The organism is Streptomyces bikiniensis, from assembly GCF_000716625.1.
Taxonomy (GTDB): domain Bacteria; phylum Actinomycetota; class Actinomycetes; order Streptomycetales; family Streptomycetaceae; genus Streptomyces; species Streptomyces bikiniensis.
The window spans coordinates 24,996-46,969 of sequence record NZ_JNXJ01000029.1 but is presented as its reverse complement, the minus strand read 5'-3'; the positions used below and the strand labels follow the sequence as shown (position 1 = coordinate 46,969).

The 21,974-nt window shown below is 71.6% G+C and carries 17 protein-coding genes; 5 read left to right on the top strand and 12 right to left on the bottom strand.

Annotated features, from left to right (window positions below; genetic code table 11):
• Window positions 1-23: 23 nt before the first annotated feature.
• The 9 genes from pssA to OO47_RS22100 form a co-directional block, all read right to left on the bottom strand.
• On the bottom strand, window positions 24-890 hold the full coding sequence (gene pssA, locus OO47_RS22140) for a CDP-diacylglycerol--serine O-phosphatidyltransferase (RefSeq protein ID WP_030218365.1): 867 nt from the start codon (window positions 888-890) through the stop codon (window positions 24-26).
• A complete protein-coding gene (locus tag OO47_RS22135; RefSeq protein ID WP_030218364.1) occupies window positions 883-1,539 on the bottom strand; it encodes a phosphatidylserine decarboxylase in 657 nt (218 codons plus the stop codon). Before OO47_RS22135 ends, pssA begins: the two co-directional genes overlap by 8 nt.
• Before the next feature lie 168 nt (window positions 1,540-1,707).
• On the bottom strand, window positions 1,708-2,913 hold the full coding sequence (locus OO47_RS22130) for an acyl-CoA dehydrogenase family protein (RefSeq protein ID WP_030218360.1): 1,206 nt from the start codon (window positions 2,911-2,913) through the stop codon (window positions 1,708-1,710).
• Between the two features lie 2 nt (window positions 2,914-2,915).
• Window positions 2,916-3,440 (bottom strand): MaoC family dehydratase, encoded by a 525-nt coding sequence (locus OO47_RS22125; RefSeq protein ID WP_030218358.1) that lies wholly within the window; start codon window positions 3,438-3,440, stop codon window positions 2,916-2,918.
• 5 nt (window positions 3,441-3,445) lie between these two features.
• Complete coding sequence (locus OO47_RS22120; RefSeq protein ID WP_030218356.1) at window positions 3,446-4,420, bottom strand: HpcH/HpaI aldolase/citrate lyase family protein; 975 nt, start codon at window positions 4,418-4,420, stop codon at window positions 3,446-3,448.
• Window positions 4,417-6,429 (bottom strand): protein meaA, encoded by a 2,013-nt coding sequence (locus OO47_RS22115; RefSeq protein WP_030218354.1) that lies wholly within the window; start codon window positions 6,427-6,429, stop codon window positions 4,417-4,419. Before OO47_RS22115 ends, OO47_RS22120 begins: the two co-directional genes overlap by 4 nt.
• 14 nt (window positions 6,430-6,443) lie before the next feature.
• Entirely contained in the window at window positions 6,444-7,781 is a 1,338-nt protein-coding gene (gene ccrA, locus OO47_RS22110; RefSeq protein WP_030218352.1) for a crotonyl-CoA carboxylase/reductase, read from the bottom strand.
• A gap of 466 nt (window positions 7,782-8,247) precedes the next feature.
• Complete coding sequence (locus tag OO47_RS22105; protein ID WP_030218350.1) at window positions 8,248-9,096, bottom strand: TetR family transcriptional regulator; 849 nt, start codon at window positions 9,094-9,096, stop codon at window positions 8,248-8,250.
• A 115-nt stretch (window positions 9,097-9,211) separates the two neighbouring features.
• Window positions 9,212-10,993 carry a 3-hydroxyacyl-CoA dehydrogenase family protein gene (locus tag OO47_RS22100; RefSeq protein WP_030218348.1) on the bottom strand — a complete coding sequence of 594 codons (1,782 nt, stop codon included), beginning with the start codon at window positions 10,991-10,993 and terminating at the stop codon, window positions 9,212-9,214.
• A 330-nt stretch (window positions 10,994-11,323) separates the two neighbouring features.
• On the opposite strand from OO47_RS22100, the gene OO47_RS22095 reads away from it, so the two are divergent.
• Window positions 11,324-11,977, top strand: a complete 654-nt coding sequence (locus OO47_RS22095; RefSeq protein ID WP_030218347.1) for a HEAT repeat domain-containing protein — start codon at window positions 11,324-11,326, stop codon at window positions 11,975-11,977.
• Window positions 11,978-12,006: 29 nt separating this feature from the next.
• Here the strand turns inward: OO47_RS22095 and OO47_RS22090 are convergent, their stop codons facing one another.
• On the bottom strand, window positions 12,007-13,635 hold the full coding sequence (locus OO47_RS22090) for an alpha/beta hydrolase (protein WP_033209948.1): 1,629 nt from the start codon (window positions 13,633-13,635) through the stop codon (window positions 12,007-12,009).
• 140 nt (window positions 13,636-13,775) lie between these two features.
• Window positions 13,776-14,834: an Rv2578c family radical SAM protein gene (locus OO47_RS22085; RefSeq protein ID WP_030218344.1), complete on the bottom strand. Its 1,059-nt coding sequence runs from the start codon at window positions 14,832-14,834 to the stop codon at window positions 13,776-13,778.
• A gap of 148 nt (window positions 14,835-14,982) precedes the next feature.
• Here OO47_RS22085 and OO47_RS22080 point away from each other — a divergent pair, with 148 nt between their 5' ends.
• Complete coding sequence (locus tag OO47_RS22080; RefSeq protein WP_030218343.1) at window positions 14,983-15,438, top strand: SRPBCC family protein; 456 nt, start codon at window positions 14,983-14,985, stop codon at window positions 15,436-15,438.
• Window positions 15,439-15,658: 220 nt separating this feature from the next.
• Complete coding sequence (locus OO47_RS22075) at window positions 15,659-18,193, top strand: MFS transporter (RefSeq protein WP_407696337.1); 2,535 nt, start codon at window positions 15,659-15,661, stop codon at window positions 18,191-18,193.
• A gap of 113 nt (window positions 18,194-18,306) precedes the next feature.
• Here OO47_RS22075 and OO47_RS22070 read toward each other — a convergent pair whose 3' ends face one another.
• The gene (locus tag OO47_RS22070; protein WP_030218338.1) at window positions 18,307-19,533 is read right to left on the bottom strand and encodes a hypothetical protein; all 1,227 of its coding nucleotides are present in this window, start codon (window positions 19,531-19,533) and stop codon (window positions 18,307-18,309) included.
• A 215-nt stretch (window positions 19,534-19,748) separates the two neighbouring features.
• Here OO47_RS22070 and OO47_RS22065 point away from each other — a divergent pair, with 215 nt between their 5' ends.
• Both OO47_RS22065 and OO47_RS22060 read left to right on the top strand, forming a co-directional pair.
• Complete coding sequence (locus OO47_RS22065) at window positions 19,749-20,582, top strand: M55 family metallopeptidase (RefSeq protein WP_030218332.1); 834 nt, start codon at window positions 19,749-19,751, stop codon at window positions 20,580-20,582.
• Complete coding sequence (locus tag OO47_RS22060; RefSeq protein ID WP_030218325.1) at window positions 20,575-21,909, top strand: M20/M25/M40 family metallo-hydrolase; 1,335 nt, start codon at window positions 20,575-20,577, stop codon at window positions 21,907-21,909. The genes OO47_RS22065 and OO47_RS22060 overlap by 8 nt, the downstream gene beginning before the upstream one ends.
• The last annotated feature ends 65 nt before the right edge of the window (window positions 21,910-21,974 follow it).

Genomic DNA, 21,974 nt, shown 5'->3' with positions numbered 1-21,974 from the left:
CCCTTCCGTACACGCACCGTCCGCTACGGCAGCTGGGCCGCCCGCGCCTCCCGGCTCTCGCGCCGGTTGTCGCGGAAGGTGTTCACCCGGCGGGCCGTCGCGAAGAGGGGGATCACGGCGCCCATCACGACCTGGAGCGCGCAGCCGGTCTGGAGCAGGAACTGCCCGCCCGGGGCGTCGAACGCCCAGGCCGCCAGCATGCCCATCGCGCCGACGATCCAGGAGAGCATCGCCACCGCGAGCACACCGCGCGGCTTCGGGTACTCGACCCGGCTCACCATCAGCCAGGCCACCCCGATGATCGCGAGGAGCGTCGGGATGAACGGCAGCTCCAGGAGCACGATCGAGACCACCGTCAGCGCGCCGAAGGGGCTCGGCATGCCCTGGAACATGCCGTCCTTCATGGTCACGCAGGAGAATCTCGCGAGCCTGAGGACCACCGCGAGCAGCACCACGATCGCGGCCACCGCCGAGACCTTCTGCTGCGCGTCGTCCGCGACCATCCCGTACACGAGCACGAAGTAGGCCGGGGCCAGACCGAAGCTGATCAGGTCCGACAGGTTGTCGAGCTCGGCGCCCATCGGGGACGAGCGGAGCTTGCGCGCCACGATCCCGTCGAAGAGGTCGAAGATCGCCGCGCACAGCATGAGGATCACGGCGGTGGCGGCGCTGTTGCGCGCCATGCCGGTCTCCGTGCTGCCCGTCAGGTGCGGGATGAGGATTCCGGTGGTGGTGAAGTACACCGCCATGAATCCGCACGTGGCGTTACCGAGCGTGAGGGCGTCCGCTATGGACAGCCTCAGCGACAGCGGCATCTCCTCGGCCTCTTCGGCCGCGTCGGTCTCGGCGTCGGCGGCCCAGTCGGCCGCCCGTGTGTCGGGATCAATCACGGTCAATGCGAGTCACCCCCGCTGTGGTGACCTGCCCGACCTCGACCGCGACCTCGACGCCCTCGGGGAGGTAGATGTCGACGCGCGAGCCGAAGCGGATCAGGCCGATACGGTCGCCCTGCTCCACCTTCGTCCCCTGCGGGATGTACGGCACGATGCGCCGGGCGACGGCGCCCGCGATCTGGACCATCTCGATGTCGCCGAGCTCGGTGTCGAAGTGCCAGACGACGCGCTCGTTGTTCTCGCTCTCCTTGTTGAACGCCGGGACGAACCCACCGGGGACGTGCTCCACGGACGTCACCGTGCCGGCGAGCGGCGCGCGGTTGACGTGGACGTTCAGGGGGCTCATGAAGATGGCGACCCGGGTGCGTCCGTCCTTCCACGGCATGATGCTCTGCACCACGCCGTCGGCGGGGGAGATGACCCGGCCCCGAGCGATCTCGCGCTCGGGGTCGCGGAAGAACCACAGCATGCCGGCCGCGAGGGCGGTGGTCGGGACGGCGACGGCCGCGGCGCGCCGCGACTTGCGGGCGCGCACGAGGCTGAGTGCCGCGGTGGCGACGGTCGGCAGGAGCCACGGCGATGCTCCGCGCGCGAGGCGTACGCCCTTGAGGCTGTCGCGGTGTGCAGAGGTTTGGCTGTGGGGCATGGATGACCTTCGTAGCGGATGATGCCGCGCAGGCAACGGGGACGGCGGCTTTCCGGCGATGCTATCGGTTGCGGGGCGCAACTGGGCAAGCCAGGAACCGAGTCGGAGGCCGGAAGACGAACACAGGGTGTGATCTTCTTCGCGGCCAAACCGGCTCAAAAGCGACAATCATCCCTGGAATCGGTACTCCTCGAGCAGCCGACGACCAATGATCATTTTCTGGATCTCGGCGGTACCTTCACCGATGAGCAGCATCGGCGCCTCGCGGTAGAGGCGCTCGATCTCGTACTCCTTCGAGAACCCGTATCCACCGTGGATACGGAAGGCGTCCTCGACGACCTCCTTGCAGTACTCGGAGGCGAGGTACTTCGCCATCCCTGCTTCGAGGTCGTTTCGTTCCCCGGAGTCCTTTTTGCGTGCTGCGTTGACCATCATCGCATGAGCGGCCTCGACCTTGGTAGCCATTTCGGCCAGCTTGAACTGGATCGCCTGGTGCTGGGCGATGGGCTTGCCGAAAGTGTGACGCTGCTGGGCGTACGAGACGCCCAGCTCGAACGCACGCTGAGCGACGCCGCAACCACGGGCCGCCACGTTCACGCGCCCGACCTCGACACCGTCCATCATTTGGTAAAACCCTCGGCCGGTCTCCCCACCGAGCACACGATTGGCCGGAATGCGCAGTCCGTCCATGATGAGCTCGGTCGTGTCGACGCCCTTGTAGCCCATCTTGTCGATCTTCCCGGGGATGGTGAGGCCGGGGCGGACCTCTCCGAAGCCGGGCTCCTTCTCGACGAGGAAGGTCGTCATCGACTTGTGGGGCGCGGTGCCCTCGGGGTGTCCTTCGTCACTCCGGACCAGGACGGCCACCAGCGAGGAGGTGCCGCCGTTCGTCAGCCACATCTTCTGGCCGTTGAGGACGTACTCGTCGCCGTCCCTCACCGCCTTCGACGTGATGGCCGACACGTCCGAGCCGAGGGCCGGCTCCGACATCGAGAAGGCGCCGCGCGTCTCGCCGGCCGCCATCCGCGGAAGGAAGTACTCCTTCTGCTCCTGAGTGCCGTGCTGCTTGAGCATGTACGCCACGATGAAGTGGGTGTTGATGATGCCGGAGACCGACATCCAGCCGCGGGCGATCTCCTCCACGCACAGCGCGTAGGTGAGCAGCGACTCGCCCAGGCCCCCGTACTCCTCGGGGATCATCAGGCCGAAGACGCCGAGCTCCTTGAGCCCGTCCACGATCTGCTGGGGGTACTCGTCGCGGTGCTCCAGGTCCGTCGCGACCGGGATGATCTCCTTGTCGACGAAGTCCCGGACGGTGGCGAGGATCTCCTGCTGGACATCGGTCAGACCGTGGGTCTGGGCGAGTCGCGCCATGACTACTTCTCCGACTTCTTGGAGGGCTCGACGAGCGTGGGGCGGCCGGGCTGCTCCCCGCCGCGCTCCTTGATGTACGTCTCGGTGGGGACCATCACCTTGCGGCGGAAGACGCACACCAGGGTGCCGTCCTGCTTGTAGCCCTTGGTCTCGACGTAGACGATGCCGCGGTCGTTCTTCGACTTCGACGGGGTCTTGTCGAGGACCGTCGTCTCGCCGTAGATCGTGTCGCCGTGGAAGGTCGGCGCCACGTGCCGCAGCGACTCGATCTCCAGATTGGCGATGGCCTTGCCGGAGACGTCCGGCACGGACATGCCGAGCAGCAGCGAGTAGATGTAGTTGCCGACGACGACGTTCTTGCCGAAGTCCGTCGTGTTCTCGGCGTAGTTCACGTCCATGTGCAGCGGATGGTGGTTCATCGTGAGCAGACAGAAGAGGTGGTCGTCGTACTCCGTGACCGTCTTCCCGGGCCAGTGCTTGTAGACGGCACCGACTTCGAACTCTTCGTACGTGCGGCCGAACTGCATCGGACTCAGGCCTCCGGGATCTCGAACTTGCCGGTGCGCTGCATGCCGGCGGCGCGGCCCTTGCCGGAGATGACCAGGGCCATCTTGCGGGAGGCCTCGTCGATCATCTCGTCGCCGAGCATCGCGGAGCCCTTCTTCCCGCCGGCCTCGGACGTGTAGTAGTCGTACGCGTCGAGGATCAGCTCGGCGTGGTCGTAGTCCTCCTGCGAGGGCGAGAAGATCTCGTTCGCGGCGGCGACCTGGTCCGGGTGCAGCACCCACTTGCCGTCGAAGCCCAGGGCGGCGGCGCGCTGCGCCACGGCCTTGTAGCCCTCCTGGTTGCGGATCTGGAGGTAGGGGCCGTCGATCGCCTGGAGGTTGTTGGCGCGGGCGGCCATCAGGATGCTCATCAGGATGTGGTGGTACGCGTCGGCCGGGTAGCCGGGCGGCTGCTCGCCCACGACCAGCGACTTCATGTTGATGGAGGCCATGAAGTCGGCCGGGCCGAAGATGATCGTCTCGACGCGCTGGGAGGCCTGCGCGATGGCGTTGACGTTGGTCAGGCCCTGCGCGTTCTCGATCTGCGCCTCGATGCCGATCTTGCCGACCTCGAAGCCCATGGTCTTCTCGATCTGGGTGAGGAGCAGGTCGAGCGCGACGATCTGCTGCGCGTCCTGGACCTTCGGCAGCATGATGCAGTCGAGGTTCTGGCCGGCGCCCTCGACGACCGTGACGACGTCCCGGTACGTCCAGTGGGTCGTCCAGTCGTTCACGCGGACCACGCGCGTCTTGCCGGTCCAGTCGCCCTCGTTCAGGAACTTCACGATGGTGTGCCGGGCCTCGGGCTTGGCCAGCGGGGCGCAGGCGTCCTCCAGGTCCAGGAAGACCTGGTCGGCGGCGAGGCCCTGGGCCTTCTCCAGGAAGCGCGGGTTGGAGCCGGGGACCGCCAGGCAGGAACGGCGGGGGCGCAGCCGGTTCACGGGGGACGCGGGGCTGGTCATGCGGGGACCTCCAGGGGATCGAGCTTGTTCGCTTTCCGGATCTCGTCGACGATACGGCCGATGATCTCCGTGATACCGAAGTCCTTCGGTGTGAAGACGGCGGCCACACCCGCGCGCTTCAGTTCTGCGGCGTCGGCGTTCGGGATGATCCCGCCGACGATGACCGGGATGTCGGCCGCGCCCGCCTCGCGGAGGCGGTCGAGGACGTCCGGGACCAGCTCGGCGTGCGAGCCGGAGAGGATCGACAGGCCCACGCAGTGCACGTCCTCGGCCAGGGCCGCGTTGACGATCTGCTCGGGGGTCAGCCGGATCCCCTGGTAGACCACCTCGAAACCGGCGTCACGCGCGCGTACGGCGATCTGCTCGGCCCCGTTGGAGTGCCCGTCCAGGCCGGGCTTTCCGACGAGCAGCCGCAGCCGCCCGGCGTTCAGCTCCTCGGCGGTCCGCGCCGCCTTCTCCCGCACGAGGGCCAGCGGCGTGCCGGCCTCGGCCGTCACCGCGACCGGGGCGGAGGAGACGCCCGTGGGGGCGCGGAACTCGCCGAAGACGTCCCGCAGCGCCCAGGCCCACTCCCCGGTGGTGACGCCCGCACGCGCGCACTCCAGGGTGGCGGCGAAGAGGTTGCCGTCGCCGGCCGCCGTCGCCTTCAGCGCCGCCAGGGACTCCTGGGCGCGGGTCTCGTCGCGGTTGTCGCGCCACTCGTGGAGGGCGGCGACGACCCGCGCCTCGTTCGCCGGGTCCACCGTCATGATGGCGGTGTCCAGGTCGGCGGTGAGGGGGTTCTCCTCGGTCGACTGGAAGATGTTGACGCCGACGATCTTCTCCTCGCCGGCCTCGATCCGGGCGCGCCGCTCGGCGTGCGAGGAGACGAGCTGCGACTTGAGGTAGCCGGACTCGACGGCGGCCATCGCGCCGCCCATCTCCTGGATCCGGTCGATCTCGGCCAGGCACTCCTCGACGAGGGCGTCCACCTTGGCCTCGACGACGTGCGAGCCGGCGAAGATGTCCTCGTACTCCAGGAGGTCGGACTCGTGGGCGAGCACCTGCTGGATGCGGAGCGACCACTGCTGGTCCCAGGGCCGGGGCAGGCCCAGGGCCTCGTTCCAGGCGGGGAGCTGGACGGCCCGCGCGCGGGCGTCCTTGGAGAGGGTGACGGCCAGCATCTCCAGGACGATCCGCTGGACGTTGTTCTCCGGCTGGGCCTCGGTCAGACCGAGCGAGTTGACCTGCACGCCGTAGCGGAACCGGCGCTGCTTGGCGTTCTCGATGCCGTACCGCTCGCGGGTGACCTTGTCCCAGATGCGCCCGAAGGCGCGCATCTTGCACATCTCCTCGATGAAGCGGACGCCCGCGTTCACGAAGAACGAGATGCGGGCGACCACCTCGCCGAAGCGGTCCTCGGGGACCTGGCCGGAGTCCCGGACCGCGTCGAGCACCGCGATGGCGGTGGACATCGCGTACGAGATCTCCTGGACCGGAGTGGCCCCGGCCTCCTGCAGGTGGTAGCTGCAGATGTTGATCGGGTTCCACTTCGGGATGTTGTTCACCGTGTAGGTGATCATGTCCGTCGTGAGGCGGAGGGAGGGGCCGGGCGGGAAGACGTGCGTCCCGCGCGACAGGTACTCCTTCACGATGTCGTTCTGGGTGGTGCCCTGGAGCCTGGTGACGTCCGCGCCCTGCTCCTCGGCGACCACCTGGTAGAGCGCCAGGAGCCACATCGCCGTGGCGTTGATCGTCATCGAGGTGTTCATCTGCTCCAGGGGGATGTCCTGGAACAGCCGGCGCATGTCACCGAGGTGCGAGACGGGGACCCCGACCCGGCCGACCTCGCCGCGGGCGAGGATGTGGTCGGGGTCGTATCCCGTCTGCGTCGGCAGGTCGAAGGCGACCGAGAGGCCGGTCTGACCCTTGGCGAGGTTGCGCCGGTACAACTCGTTGGACGCCTCGGCGGTCGAGTGACCGGCGTACGTCCGCATGAGCCACGGACGGTCCTTCTGGCGCTCAGTCATCTATGGTCCCGGGCTCAGATGTTGCGGAAGCGGTTGATGGCGTCGATGTGCTGGGACCGCAGCTCCGGGTCGCGCACGCCCAGGCCCTCCTGGGGCGAGAGGGCGAGGACGCCGACCTTGCCCTGGTGGAGGTTGCGGTGGACGTCGTAGGCGGCCTGGCCGGTCTCCTCCAGGGAGTAGACCTTCGACAGGGTCGGGTGGATCTTGCCCTTGGCGATGAGGCGGTTGGCCTCCCAGGCCTCGCGGTAGTTCGCGAAGTGCGAGCCGATGATCCGCTTGAGCGACATCCACAGGTAGCGGTTGTCGTACTGGTGCATGTAGCCGGAGGTGGAGGCGCAGGTGGTGATGGTGCCGCCCTTGCGGGTGACGTACACCGAGGCGCCGAAGGTCTCGCGGCCCGGGTGCTCGAAGACGATGTCGATGTCCTCGCCGCCGGTCAGCTCGCGGATGCGCTTGCCGAAGCGCTTCCACTCCTTCGGGTCCTGGGTGTTCTCGTCCTTCCAGAACCTGTAGCCCTCGGCGTTGCGGTCGATGACCGCCTCGGCGCCCATGGACCGGCAGATGTCGGCCTTCTCGGGGGAGGAGACGACACAGATCGGGTTGGCGCCGCCGGCCAGGGCGAACTGCGTGGCGTACGAGCCGAGGCCGCCGCTCGCGCCCCAGATCAGGACGTTGTCGCCCTGCTTCATGCCGGCGCCGTTGCGGGAGACCAGCTGGCGGTAGGCGGTGGAGTTGACGAGGCCCGGGGCCGCCGCCTCCTCCCAGCTCAGGTGGTCGGGCTTCGGCATGAGCTGGTTGGACTTGACGAGGGCGATCTCCGCCAGGCCGCCGAAGTTGGTCTCGAAGCCCCAGATGCGCTGCTCGGGGTCGAGCATCGTGTCGTTGTGGCCGTCGGAGGACTCCAGCTCGACGCTCAGACAGTGCGCGACGACCTCGTCGCCGGGCTTCCAGGAGTTCACGCCCGGGCCGGTGCGCAGGACGACGCCCGCGAGGTCGGAGCCGATGATGTGGTACGGCAGGTCGTGGCGCTTGGTCAGTTCGGAGAGGCGCCCGTAGCGCTCCAGGAAGCCGAAGGTCGAGACCGGCTCGAAGATCGAGGTCCAGACCGAGTTGTAGTTGACCGAGGAGGCCATGACGGCGACGAGCGCCTCGCCCGGGCCCAGCTCGGGCAGCGGGACGTCGTCCAGGTGGAGCGACTTGCGCGGGTCCTTGTCGCGGCTCGCGACCCCGGTGAACATCTCCGCCTCGTCCTTGTGGACGGTGACGGCGCGGTACGACTCGGGGAGCTTGATGTTCACGAAGTCGGCGGACGTGGAGTCCGGGGACTGGATCGCGTCCAGGATTTCCTTCACGGGTTGCCTCCGGCGGTGAGCGTCCGGGGGAGGACGCCTGAGGGTTACGGCGGTGGGTTCTGCTCTGGAGGTGTGCCGTCGGTTCGGCTGGGTGGTGCGGTGGCGCGGCGCCGGTCCGGCGCGGGGGTGCCTGTGACGCAGGCGTCCGGGCACACGAGCCGTCGGCTTGTGGGGACAGCCGGCGCACGAGGTTGGTCTCTGCGCGCCGGCCGCCCGGACAACATCAACGTATGGCACGCCGTGTCACCTGACAAGGCACTGCGTGCCAACGATTTCACTCAGATGCAATCTGGCGGTCACACATGAGCGATGATCGATCGAATCATGCCCGTAAGCGGCTCCGAACTGGGCAAACGCGCCGAGGGCCGTTCCCGGAATCCGGGAACGGCCCTCGTGACGGACCCTCCTGGGGTTCTCGTGGGGTCCTTCGTGGGTCTTTCGTGGGTCCTTCGTGGCGGAAAGGGGCTCAGGCGGCGCCGAGCGCCTTCCGGATGGTCCGCATGACCTCGTCGAGGGGCGCGTCCGTGCGGGCCACGGCGACCACCACGTCACCGGTGGTGGAGGCCCGGACGGCTGGGGCGGCGGTCTCCTCCCGCACCTCCGGGGCGGCCGCGGCGGCGGTGGCGGAAGGGGCGGGGCGGCCGGCGCCTATGCCCGACCCGAAGGTCTCCCGGACGATCGCGAAGGCGTGGTCGAGCTGGGCCTCCACGTCGCCCTGCCCGCCCGCCCGCAGCCAGCGGCGCAGCACGTGGTTGTGGGCGGTGACGACCGCCGAGGCGGCCACCTCGGCGAGCAGCGGGTCGTCGTTGCCGTCGTGGTGGTCGCGCTCGTCGAAGTGCCCGAGGAGGTACCGGGTGAAGAGGCGCTCGTAGCGGGCCACCGAGGCGATCTCCCGCTCCCGCAGGGTCGGCACCTCGCGGGTGAGCCGGTAGCGGGCCACGGAGACCGCGGGGGACGCCGCGTACATCTTCATGACCTCCTTGATGCCCCGGCACACCGTGTCGAGCGGGTGCTCGTGCGGCGGGGCGGCGTTGAGGACCGCCTCCGCGCGCACCAGGGTGTCGTCGTGGTCGGGGAAGATCGCCTCTTCCTTGGACCGGAAGTGCCGGAAGAAGGTCCGCCGCGCGACCCCGGCCGTGGCCGCGATCTCGTCCACCGTGGTGGCCTCGTACCCCTTGGTCGCGAACAGCTCCATCGCGGCGGTGGCGAGCTCCCGGCGCATCTTGAGCCGCTGAGCGGCGGCACGGGTGCCCGCCGCGCTCTCCGGAGCGTCGGACGGGGACGTGGCACGGGGTGACTTCGCGGCCTTGGGCATGGTCCGAACGTACTGCATCGGAGGGGAAGTGTGCCCAGGTGGGGGCGGGGAGCCCCCCGGGGCACCGGGGGTGCCCGAGGGGCTCAGGAGCCCGCCCCAGCCGGAGGCGCGGGGCTCAGCGTCGGGCATATTCGCGGAAGCCGCGACCCGTCTTGCGGCCCAGGCAGCCGGCCGCCACCAGGTGCTCCAGGAGCGGGGCCGGGGCGAGGCCGGGGTCGCGGAACTCGCGGTGCAGGACCTGCTCGATCGCGAGCGAGACGTCCAGGCCGACCACGTCGAGCAGTTCGAACGGCCCCATCGGGTAGCCGCCGCCCAGCTTCATGGCGGCGTCGATGTCGTCCAGGGTCGCGTAGTGCTCCTGGACCATCTTGATCGCGTTGTTCAGGTACGGGAAGAGCAGCGCGTTCACGATGAAGCCGGCCCGGTCGCCGCAGTCCACCGGGTGCTTGCGGATCTTCGCGGTGACCTCGCGGACGGTGGCGTGGACGTCGTCGCCGGTCAGGACCGTGCGGACGATCTCCACCAGCTTCATCGCGGGCGCCGGGTTGAAGAAGTGCATCCCGATGACGTCCTGCGGGCGCGTGGTGGCCCGGGCGCAGGCCACGACCGGCAGCGAGGAGGTCGTGGTGGCGAGCACCGCGCCCGGCTTGCAGATCTTGTCGAGCCGCGCGAACAGGTCCTGCTTGATCTCCAGGTCCTCCGCCACCGCCTCGACCGCCAGGTCGACGTCGGCGAAGGCGTCGAGCGTGCCGGCCGGGGTGATCAGGGCGAGCACGGCGTCACGGGCCTCGGCCGTCATCCGGCCCTTGGACACCGAGCGGTCCAGGGACTTGGCGATCCGGGCCTTGGCCGTGTCCGCCTTCTCCTGGGAGCGGGCCGCGAGCACGACCTCGTACCCGGCCTTGGCGAAGACCTCCGCGATGCCCGAGGCCATGGTGCCCGAGCCGGCCACGCCGACCGAGCGGACCTCGCGTCCGCAGCCGCTCTCCGCCGAGGTCAGCGGGGTCAGCGCGTCGCGCACCACCTCGTCGGAGCCCGGCGCCGCGTACGTGTAGAAGCCGCGGCCCGCCTTGCGGCCGGTCAGACCCGCCTCGCTGAGCTGCTTGAGGATCGGGGCCGGGGCGTGCAGCCGGTCGTGCGAGGAGGCGTACATGGCCTCCAGGACCGTGCGGGCCGTGTCCACGCCGACCAGGTCGAGCAGCGCGAGGGGGCCCATCGGCAGGCCGCAGCCCAGCTTCATCGCCGCGTCGATGTCCTCGCGGGAGGCGTACTTGGCCTCGTACATGGCGGCGGCCTGGTTCAGGTAGCCGAAGAGCAGCCCGTCCGCGATGAAACCGGCCCGGTCCCCGACCGCCACCGGCTCCTTGCCGAGGTCCTGGGCGAGCCGCGTGACGGCGTCGACGGCCCGCGGGTCGGTCAGCACCGAGGAGACCACCTCGACCAGCTTCATGGCCTGGACCGGGGTGAAGAAGTGCAGGCCGAGGACCCGCTCGGGGTGCGCCGAGTCGGCCGCGAGCCGGGTGACGGAGAGTGCGTTGGTGCCGGTGGCCAGGATCGCGTCGGGCCGGACGATGCCGTCCAGGGCCCGGAAGACCTCCTGCTTCGCCTCGTACGACTCCGGCACGACCTCGATCACGAGGTCGGCCCCGGCGGCTGCCTGGAGGTCGGAGAAGGTGCGGAAGCGGGCCAGGACGTCCTGCCGCTCCTCCTCGGTGATCCGCTCGCGCGCCACGGCGCGGGCGGTGGAGGCCTCCAGGGCGGCGACGGCCCGGGCCGCGGCGGCGTCACTGACGTCGATGCCGATGACCTCGCGGCCGGCCCGGGCGAGGACGTCGGCGATGCCCGCGCCCATGGTGCCGAGACCGACGACGGCGACGGTGGAGAGAGGGGTGTCCATCAGGGGACTCCAGAGAGGAAGAGTGACGACTGAGGGCAGTGCGTGCGGGTGGTGCCGCTGAATTGCCCGGGCGCGCGGAGAATCGCGGAAGAACACGCGGGAAGGAGCCCGCGGAAAGGGGCGGCGCCCGGTGGGAAAGGGGTGACGGGCTCTGTCCCGGAGCCGCGTCGAAAACTGCCGAACCGACGTGCGCTCACCACGGCTGCGTCACCAGGCCGTTGTGAGAAGCGGGGGTTGACCCGCTCACCTGAGACTAACCGGCGGGTAACGAGCGCGCCAGTCCCGGGAAGTCGAGAAAGTGTGATCTGGATCGCGGATAGGCTCGGATTCATGGAATACGCCGAGGATCCGGAATTCTGCTCGATGATCGATCGATTGCGCTCCGAGATCGGGCGCGCCGAGATCGGGAATGGCACCGGAGAAGTCCCGGCGGCATTCGGCAGGCTCGCCGAGACCGGCGACCCCGGGGAACTGCCCGCCGACCCCGAGGAGCTGCACCGCGTCCTCACCGCGCCCGGACAGCCGCTCTGGGTCCGCGAGATCGCCGCCTACGCCCTCGGCGTCGCGGGCGACCCGCGCGCCTTCGAGGCCCTCGTCCTCCTCCTCAACCACCGGGACCCCGAGCGCTGCGTCACCGCCGCCCACGCCCTGGTCCGGCTCGGCGACCCGCGCACCGCCCGCGCCGCCGCGGCCCTCGCCACCAACGAACTCCGGGCCGCCTACGCGCTGCTGCCGGTCCGGCTCCTCGCCGAACTGCGCGCCCCCGAGTCCGTACCGGCCCTCATCACCGTCCTCGAACGGCGCCTCCCGGCCGCCGACCCCCACTGGCGGGTCGGCCTCGCCTGCGTCGAGGGCCTGGGCGCCCTCGGCGACCCCCGCGCCCGCCCCGCCCTGGAGGCCGCCCTGCCGCACCCCCGCCTCGGCCCGGCGGCCGCGCGCTCCCTGGGCCTGCTCGACCGGGAGCGCGCGGCCGACCGCCCCTGAACGGGGCGGCCCTCAGCGCGTACGACCGTTCAGCGCACGTGTCCGAGGAGGCCGTGCAGGGCGGTGCCGGCCGGCACCGTCCGCCCGGCGCCCGCGCGCGTGCCGCTCCGCTCCGAGGGCGCCGACCCGGTCGTGACGACGGGGTCGGGCTCCGGCTCGGGGAGCGCGGCGCAGACCGCGTCCGCCTCGGCGCCGTCCGCGCCGCGCGGGACCTCGCCCGTGGCCAGGTAGGCGGCCAGGTGGTCGTCGAGGCAGTCGTTCCCGGCCAGCGTCACGCCGTGGTTGCCGCCGCCCTCCTCCACGACCAGGCGGGAGCCGCGCAGCAGCCGGTGCAGCGCGACCGCACCCTCGTACGGCGTCGCCGCGTCGTCCGTCGCCTGGAGGACGAGGACCGGCGGCACCCGGTCGTTGGAGACGTCCGGCGGGGTCAGGGACTCCACCGGCCAGAACGCGCACGGCGCGTTGTACCAGATGTTGTTCCAGCTGGAGAACGGCGCCTTGGCGTGCGTCTCCCAGCCGTCCTTGCGCCAGACGTTCCAGTCGCGCGGCCAACCCGCGTCCCGGCACTGCACGCTCGCGTAGACCGAGTAGCCGTTGTCGGCGGCCGCGTCGGCCTCCCCGTACCGCTCGTACGCCTCGACCAGCGGCCCGGAGTCCCCCTCGTTGACGTACGCGGAGAAGGCGCTCGCCAGCTTGGGCCAGTAGCCGTCGTAGTACCCGCCGGGCAGGAAGGTGTCCTCCAGCTCGCCCGGCCCGACCTTCCCGCCGGCCGGCTCCGCGCGCACCGCGTCGCGCATCCGGTACCAGGCGGCCTCGACCGCCGCCGGGTCGGTGCCGAGCCGGTACGTGGCGTCGTACCGCGCCACCCACGCCGTGAAGTCCTTGTGCCGCGCGTCGAAGGCGAGGTTCTGCCCGAGGTTGCCCTCGTACCAGACCCCGTGCGGATCGACGACCGAGTCGAGCGCCATGCGCCGCACCCGGTCCGGGAAGAGCCGCGCGTACACGGCGCCCAGATAGGTGCCGTACGAGTAGCCGAGGTAGTTGAGCTTCGGCGCGCCGAGCGCGGACCGGATCGCGTCCAGGTCCTTGGCCGCGCTCACGGTGTCGACGTACGGCAGCACGTCGCCGTACTTCTCGCCGCAGGCCTCCGCGAAGGCCCGCGCCCGCTCGGTCCCCGCCCGCTCGGCCCGGGAGCCGCGCGGCACCGAGTCGGGGCGCACCGGCGCGAAGTGGCCGGGCCGGCAGTCGAGCGCGGGCTCGCTCTTCCCGACCCCGCGCGGGTCGAAGCCGATCACGTCGTACTGGGCGGCCACCTCCGGCGGCAGCGAGGCCGCCACGTACCCCGCCATGCCGCGCCCGCTGCCGCCGGGCCCGCCCGGGTTCACGAGCAGCGGCCCCTGGAAGGACTCCGCGGTGTGCGGGACCCGGGTCAGGGCGAGCGTGATCTTCCGCCCGGCCGGGTCGTCGTGGTCCAGTGGCACCTCCAGGGAGGCGCACTGGAGCTTCGGGTACGCCTTGGTGGCGCAGTCGGTCCAGGCGAGCCGGGGGAGCGGGCGGGGGGCCGGGTCGGCGGCGTCCGCGGGGACGGCGGGCAGCGCGGTGACCGTCCCGGCCACCAGCGCTCCAGCGGCGATCAGCATTCCTGCGCGTGGGGTCATAGGGCCTTTGTGCCTCGAACGGGGCCCGGCGGGACCCGTTCCGCCCGGAGTTGACCCGAAAGGAGGGGATCGGACGGCGTGTCAGACGGGCCGGTCCGATGATCCGCCCGGCCGTCGGGGCCGCGAGGGCTCCGGCGGGCTCAGAGGAAGGTGAGCTGCTCCGGAGCGGCCGCCGCGTCCGGCTCCTCCGGCTCTTCCGGCTCCTCCGGTGCGGCGGTCCGGCGCGTCCCGCCCCGCCCCGCCGGACCGATGCCGAACTCGGTCGCGAACTCGTGCACCTGACGGGTGATCCGGCGCTGGTACCAGGTCGGCGCGTAGGCCCCGTCCGCGTACATCCGCTCGTACCGCCGCACCAGGCCCGGGTGGTGGCGCCCCAGCCACTCCGCGAACCACTCGCGGGCGCCCGGCCGCAGGTGCAGCACGAGCGGGGTGACCGAGCTCGCCCCGGCCTCGGCCACCGCGCGGACCGTCGCGCGCAGCTGCTCCGGCCGGTCGCTCAGGAAGGGCACCACGGGGGCCATCAGGACCCCGCACTCGATGCCGTTCCGGACGAGCGCGCGAACGGTGTCGAGGCGGCTCTGCGGGGAGGGGGCGCCGGGTTCGACCGTGCGCCACAGCTCGCGGTCGGTGAAGCCGACGGAGACGGAGACGCCGACCTCGGTGACCCGGGCCGCCTGGGTGAGCAGTTCCAGGTCGCGCAGGATCAGGGTGCCCTTGGTGAGGATCGAGAAGGGGTTGGCGCGGTCCCGCAGGGCGGTGAGGATGCCCGGCATCAGGCCGTACCGTCCCTCCGCCCGCTGGTAGCAGTCGACGTTGGTGCCCACGGCGATGTGCGCGCCCTGCCAGCGGGCGGAGGCGAGCTGGCGGGCGAGCAGTTCGGGGGCGTTGACCTTGACGACGATCTGGGAGTCGAAACCGAGACCGGTGTCGAGGTCGAGGTAGGCGTGGGACTTGCGGGCGAAGCAGTACACGCACGCGTGGGTGCAACCCCGATAGGGGTTGACCGTCCATTCGAACGGCATCCGGGAGGCGCCGGGCACCCGGTTCAGGACCGAGCGGGCCCGCACCTCGTGGAAGGTGACGCCCCGGAACTCGGGGGTGTCGAAGGTCCGGGTGGCGACCGCGTCCGCACCGAACAGGGAGAGGTCGGCGGGGGTCGAGGGATTCGCGGGGTTTTCGCCCAGGTTGTCCCAGCGCATGGACGCCTCCTCGATCGCTCGGATCCGGCCGTTCGCTCAGAATAGAACACTTGTTCCCTTGATCGCCGCAACCCGGATTTCGCGCGCCGGGGCGCACGTGGTTCGCTTGGCCCGCACCCCCCGAGCAACCACGAGCTGGAGGAAGTCAATGGCGCAGGTCGAGGCCACGACGGAACGGATCATCGCCGCGGACGCCGAGACGGTGTTCGACGCCCTCGCCGACTACAGCGGCACGCGCGCGAAGCTGCTCCCCGAGCACTTCAGCGAGTACGAGGTGCGCGAGGGCGGCGACGGCGAGGGCACCCTCGTCCACTGGAAGCTCCAGGCCACCAGCAAGCGCGTCCGCGACTGCCTCCTGGAGGTGAGCGAGCCCACCGACGGGCAGCTCGTCGAGAAGGACCGCAACTCCTCCATGGTCACCACCTGGACCGTCACCCCGGCCGGCGAGGGCAGGTCCCGCGCGGTCGTCACCACCGTCTGGAACGGCGCCGGGGGCATCGGCGGCTTCTTCGAGAAGACCTTCGCGCCCAAGGGGCTCGCCCGGATCCACGACCTCGTCCTCGCCAGGCTCGCGGCCGAGGTCGAGGCCGGGGCCGGGAAGTAGGACCCGGGGCCCGAGGGGCGACGCCCGGAGCGTTCACCGATTCGAGTGGATCGCCCGCGCCTCCCGTGACCGCGCCCGCGCGCGCAGGGGGCGCGGGTCCTCTCGTAAACGCGCTGATGAGCGCCCCAAGTGCGCCGCCCTCCGGGGCCGTTCACCGCCCCGGGCCCCACCGACCTCCCGTACCGCCCGACTTGCTCCCCCTTCGCGCCCAATGCGAAGAATGGCCTGGCGCAGACGCCGTGACGAGGGGAGCAGACACGTGGGTGCGGTCACCGTGGTGAAGAACACCAAGAACGCCGCGGACGCCGCAGACGCCGCGGGCGTCGACGGTGTCGGGGGTACGGGGGACAGCGGGGGCACGGCACCGGCCGCCCCGCCCGCCGGGACCACGCCGGCAGCCGGTCCCGGACCGGACGCCCTCGACCCCCGCCGCGTCCGGCTCGTCTTCTTCGGCCTCATGCTCGCCCTGCTCCTCGCCGCCCTGGAGCAGATGATCGTCGCCACCGCCCTGCCGAAGATCGTCGGCGAACTCCAGGGCCTGGACCGGATGTCCTGGGCGATCACCGCCTACCTGCTGACCTCCACCATCGGCCTGCCGGTCTACGGCAAGCTCGGCGACCTCCTCGGCCGCAAGGGCGTCTTCCTCTTCGCCATCGTCGTCTTCGTCGTCGGCTCCGGCCTCGCCGGCTGGTCCCGGACGATGGACCAGCTCATCGCCTTCCGCGCGATCCAGGGCATCGGCGCCGGCGGCCTCATGATCGGCGTCCAGGCGATCATCGCCGACATCGTCCCGCCCCGGGAACGCGGCCGGTACATGGGCACGATCGGCGCCGCCTTCGGCCTCGCCTCCGTCGCCGGACCGCTGCTCGGCGGCTTCTTCACCGACCACGTCTCCTGGCGCTGGTGCTTCTACTTCAACGTGCCCTTCGGGCTCGTCACCCTCGCCGTCGTCGCCACCGTCCTCAAGCTCCCCAAGCCCGCCGCACGCGCCCGCTTCGACGTCCTCGGAGCCCTGCTCCTCGCCGCCGCCTCCACCTGCCTGGTCCTGCTCACCAGCTGGGGCGGCACCGAGTACGCCTGGGACTCCCGGGTGATCCTCGCCCTCGCCTGCGGCGCCGCCGGAACCACCCTGCTCTTCCTGGTCGTCGAGCACTTCGCGCCCGAACCCCTCATCCCGCTCCGGCTCTTCCGCGACTCCGTCTTCACCGTCACCGCCCTCGTCGGCGCCGTCGTCGGCATCGCGCTCTTCGGTGCCGCCAGCTACCTGCCCAGCTTCCTCCAGATGGTCGAGGGCGCCACCGCCACCGAGTCCGGCCTGCTGATGCTGCCCCTGATGGGCGGCATCGTCGTCGCCTCCGTCGTCTCGGGCCGGCTCATCAGCCGCACCGGCCGCTACAAGGCCTATCCGGTGGCCGGCGGAGCCCTCTCCGTCCTCGGCATGTGGCTGCTCTCCCACATGGACGCCGACACCCCGCGTCTCCAGCACAGCCTCTGGCAGGCCGTCCTCGGCACCGGCATCGGCCTGGTCATGCCGGTGCTCGTGCTCGCCGTGCAGAACTCCGTGCGCCCCGCCGACCTCGGCACCGCCACCAGCGCCCACACCTACTTCCGCCAGATCGGCGGCAGCGTCGGCGCCGCGGTCTTCGGCACCCTCTTCGCCTCCCGGTTCGACGACGCCCTCGGCGACCGCCTCGCCGGCGTCCTGGCCCAGGGCGGCTCCGCCGCGCTCCCGCCGGCCGAGTCGATCACCCCGCAGACGGTGCGCACCCTGCCGCCCGCCCTGCGCGACGCGTACGTGCAGGCGTACGCGGACGCGATGCCGCGCATCTTCCTCTACCTCGTGCCGGTCCTCGTGCTCGGCCTCGTCCTCGCCTTCTTCCTCAAGGAGAAACCGCTGGTGTCCCACCCCACCCCCACCACCGAGGCCACCGACCACGGCACCCGCGCGGTCCCGCACGCCCGGCACGCGGCCCCCGAACCCGCCGCTCCGCCGCACTCGGGGCTCCCGGTCTGCGGCACCGTCCAGCACCACGACGGCAGCCGCGTCCCCCGGGCCGCCCTCACCCTCATCGACGTCCAGGGACGCCAGATCGGCCGCGGTGCGAGCGGCGAGGACGGCCGGTACGCGCTGAGCGTCCCCGGCGGCGGGGCGTACGTCCTGATCGCGGCGGCCGGCGGACACCAGCCGCAGGCCGTCTCCGTCACCGTCGGGGACCGCCCGGTGGAGCTCGACGTCGTCCTCGGCGGCGCCGGACGGCTCGCGGGCAGCGTCGTCACCGCCGACGGCACGCCCGTGCGGGACGCGGCCGTCACCCTCACCGACGTGCGCGGCGAGGTCGTCGCCTCCACCCGCAGCGGACGCGAGGGCGGGTACGTCATCACCGAACTGGTCGCGGGCGAGTACACGCTCGCCGCCAGCGCCCCCGCCTTCCGGCCCGCCGCGCTCCCGGTCAGCGTCCAGGCCTCCCGCGAGACCCGCCAGGACATCGAACTGGCCGGCGGCGCCGTGCTGCGCGGGACGGTAAGGGCGGGCGGCGGGCGCCCGGTGGAGGACGCCCGGGTCACCCTGCTCGACGCGGCCGGGAACGTGGTCGACACCCTCACCACCGGGACCGACGGCACCTTCCGCTTCATCGACCTGTCCTCCGGCGAGTACACGGTCATCGCCGCCGGCTACCCGCCCGTCGCCACCGTCCTCCAGGTGGCCGGCGGAGGCCGCACCGAACGCGACCTCCAGCTCGGCCACCAGGACTGAGGCCTCCGGAGGCCTTCGCGAGGGGATCAGGAGGCGAGGCGATTCCTCCCGCGGACTCCCGCGAGCGGATCAGGAGGCGGAGGTACTCCCTCCCGCGGACTCCCGCGAGCGGATCAGGAGGCGGTCGACGCCCTGCGCAGCGCGCTGATGCAGGAGCCGATCGCCTCCTGGAGGGCTTCGAGCCGCTGGAGCATGTCGTCCTCGAAGACCTCCTCCTCCAGGACCTCGTCCAGGGTCAGCTCCTCGAAGACCTTCGTCGCCTTCTGCAGGCTGCTGTAGAACTTCGTCCGCCGCTCCTGGACCCGCAGCGCCGGGTCCTCCTCGACGGCCTTGGCGACCAGGCCCCTGACCGCGTCGTACGCCTCGCCGGCCCACTCGCCGGCCTCCTCCGAGTCGTCCAGCTCGTCGAGGAGCGACAGGTGCCGCTCGGCCTCCGCCCGCAGCTCGGGCGGCGCCTCCACGGTCTGTCCGGCAGGTGTCCTGATCTGTCCCTTCTCCACGATCTGCCGCACGTACCCGATGCGGTCGGCCGCCTTCGACTCGCTCGCCACCGCCTTCTTCAGGTCGTCGGTGCGCACGAACGCGCGGGCCATCTCCGTCTGGAGGGCCGGGTCCTCCTTCATCCGGTCGAGCAGCGCGCCGCGCGCCGCCTCCGCCGTCCCGGGGTCGGCGAGGATCGCCGCCCGCAGCGCGGTGGGGTTCTCCGCGACCTCCAGGGCCTTCGTCGGCCGGATGCCCTCGGCCTCGGCCACCGCGCTGATCGCCTGGCCGCGCACCGAGCCCGCGCTGTTGCGGGAGGAGTAGTACGAGATCCAGACGTCCGCGTCGGGCAGCTCGACGTCCTCGCCGGGGACCAGCACCTCGAACTGCGGGACCAGACCGTCGTCGGCCGCCATGTCCCAGGCCCTGTAGTGGCGCATGACCCGCTCGGGCGAGCACCCGGCGAGCTCCGCGAACGCCTTCGCGGAGACCTTCCGCCGGGCGTCGCCCTCGGCGGCCTGGCCGCCGGGCCGGACGCTCCGCGCCACCTTGAGGGCGAAGGCCCACCCGCCGGTACGGGCGTAGACGCCGAAGTCGTGGGCGTCACGGACGACGACGGGGTCCACCTCTCCGGGGTCCGGGCCCTCCTCCGGGTCCTCCCCCCGGCCCTCGACGTCCGGCTCGTCCCGGGACTCCGGCGCCGAGGGCTCCCAGAACTCGGGCTCCTCCGCCATGACGGGTCCGGCGGACTCCTCGGCGGGCCCGTGAGCCTCCTCGGCAGGTCCGGGGACGGCGGGCTCGGGGACGGCGGGTCCGGCCTCGGCGGGCGTGGTGTCGGACGGGGTGAGGGCGATGGTCACCGGGGCTCTCCGAGGGTCGGGTACGGGAACTGCGGCCGACAGCCTATACACACCCCTTGGTGAAGTTTCACCCGTTTCAGCGGTACGGCGTCCAGGAGTCGACCGGAACCCGCCGGGCTGCCCCTGCAGCCGCCCGGTCCGTGCCATTGGTCCACTCCAACGGTGGTTTTCCACAGGGGTGGTACGGCTGCCGGGCGGCGCGTACGGTGCCAGGCATGAAGATCCTCATCAGCGCCGACATGGAGGGCGCGACCGGCGTGACCTGGCCCGCCGACGTGCTGCCCGGCACGCCGCAGTGGGAGCGGTGCCGCGCGATGTTCACGTCCGACGTGAACGCGGCGGTGCTCGGGTTCTTCGACGGCGGCGCCGACGAGGTCCTGATCAACGAGGCGCACTGGACCATGCGGAACCTGCTCCTGGAGGGACTGGACGAGCGGGCCGAGATGCTCACCGGCCGGCACAAGTCCCTCTCCATGGTCGAGGGCGTTCAGCACGGCGACGTCGACGGCGTCGCCTTCATCGGCTACCACACGGGCGCGGGCGCGGAGGGGGTCCTCGCCCACACCTACCTCGCCAACTCCGTCACCGGCGTCTGGCTCAACGGCGAGCGGGCGAGCGAGGGCCTGCTCAACGCCCATGTGGTCGCGGAGTACGGCGTCCCCGTCGTCCTCGTCACCGGCGACGACCTGACCTGCGAGGACGCCCTCGGCTACGCCCCCGAGGCCCCCAAGGTCGCCGTCAAGGACCACGTCTCGCGGTACGCGGCGGTGTGCCGGCCCCCGGCCAGGACCGCCGCCGACATCCGGGCCGCGGCGAAGGCCGGCGCCGCGCTCGCCGTGCGGTACGAACCGGTCCGGGGCGGCCCCTTCACCGTGGAGGTCGAGTTCGACGCCGAGCACCTGGGCGCCGCCGCCACGGTGGTTCCCGGCGTGGCGCGCAGCGGGGAGCGGCGCGTCGCGTACACGAGCGGCACCATGTACGAGGCAATCCGTACGTTCAAGGCGGTCACGACCATCGTCTCCGCCGCGGTGGAGGAGCAGTATGGCTGAGGAGGTCCGGGAACCGGACGCGACGGCGCTCGACGAGGTGGTCACCTTCACCTCCGAGCTCATCCGCATCGACACCACCAACCGGGGCGGCGGCGACTGCCGCGAGCGCCCCGCCGCCGAGTACGTCGCCGAGCGGCTCGCCGCCGCCGGGATCGAGCCCGCCCTCCTGGAGCGGACCACCGGCCGCACCAACGTCGTGGCGCGCATCCCCGGCACCGACCCCGCGGCCCCCGCGCTCCTGATCCACGGCCACCTGGACGTGGTGCCCGCCGACCCCGCCGAGTGGAGCGTCCACCCCTTCTCCGGCGAGGTCCGCGACGGCCTCGTGTGGGGGCGCGGCGCCGTCGACATGAAGAACATGGACGCGATGGTCCTGGCCGTCGTCCGCTCCTGGGCCCGCCAGGGCGTCCGGCCGCGCCGGGACGTCGTCCTCGCCTACACCGCCGACGAGGAGGACAGCGCCGCCGACGGCTCCGGCTTCCTCGCCGACCGGCACGCGGGACTCTTCGAGGGCTGTACGGAGGGCATCAGCGAGTCCGGGGCGTTCAGCTTCCACCCGGAGCCCGGCACCACCCTCTACCCGATCGCGGCGGGGGAGCGGGGCACCGCCTGGCTCAAGCTCACCGCCCACGGCCGCGCCGGCCACGGCTCCAAGGTGAACACGGCCAACGCCGTCACCCGCCTCGCCGCCGCCGTCGCCCGGATCGGCGCCCACACCTGGCCGGTCCGGCTCACCACCACCGTCCGCGCCGCCCTCACCGAACTGGCCGCGCTGTACGGGATCGAGATCGACACCCACGCCCCCGACTTCGACACGGACCTCCTCCTCGACAAGCTCGGCCCCGCCGCCGCCCTCGTCGCGCCCACCGTCCGCAACAGCGCCAACCCGACCATGATGGAGGCCGGTTACAAGGTCAACGTCATCCCGGGCACCGCCGTCGCGTACGTGGACGGGCGGATGCTGCCGGGCGCCGAGGAGGAGTTCGCCGAGACGATGGACCGGCTCACCGGGCCGGACGTGGAGTGGGAGTTCCACCACCGCGAGGTGCCCCTGGAGGCCCCCGTCGACTCCCCGACCTTCGCCAGGCTGCGGGCCGCCGTCGAGCGCTTCGACCCGGACGGGCGCGTCGTGCCGTTCACCATGTCCGGCGGCACCGACGCCAAGCAGTTCTCCCGGCTCGGCATCACCGGCTACGGCTTCTCGCCGCTGAAGCTGCCCCCGGGCCTCGACTACGCCGCGCTCTTCCACGGCGTCGACGAGCGGGTCCCCGTGGACGCCCTCCACTTCGGCGTCCGGGTGCTCGACCACTACCTGAAGTCCGCGTAGGGCACGCGGGACGTACGGGGAAACCCGGGACACGAGGGGGAACGGACCTGTGACAGCAGGGGGAG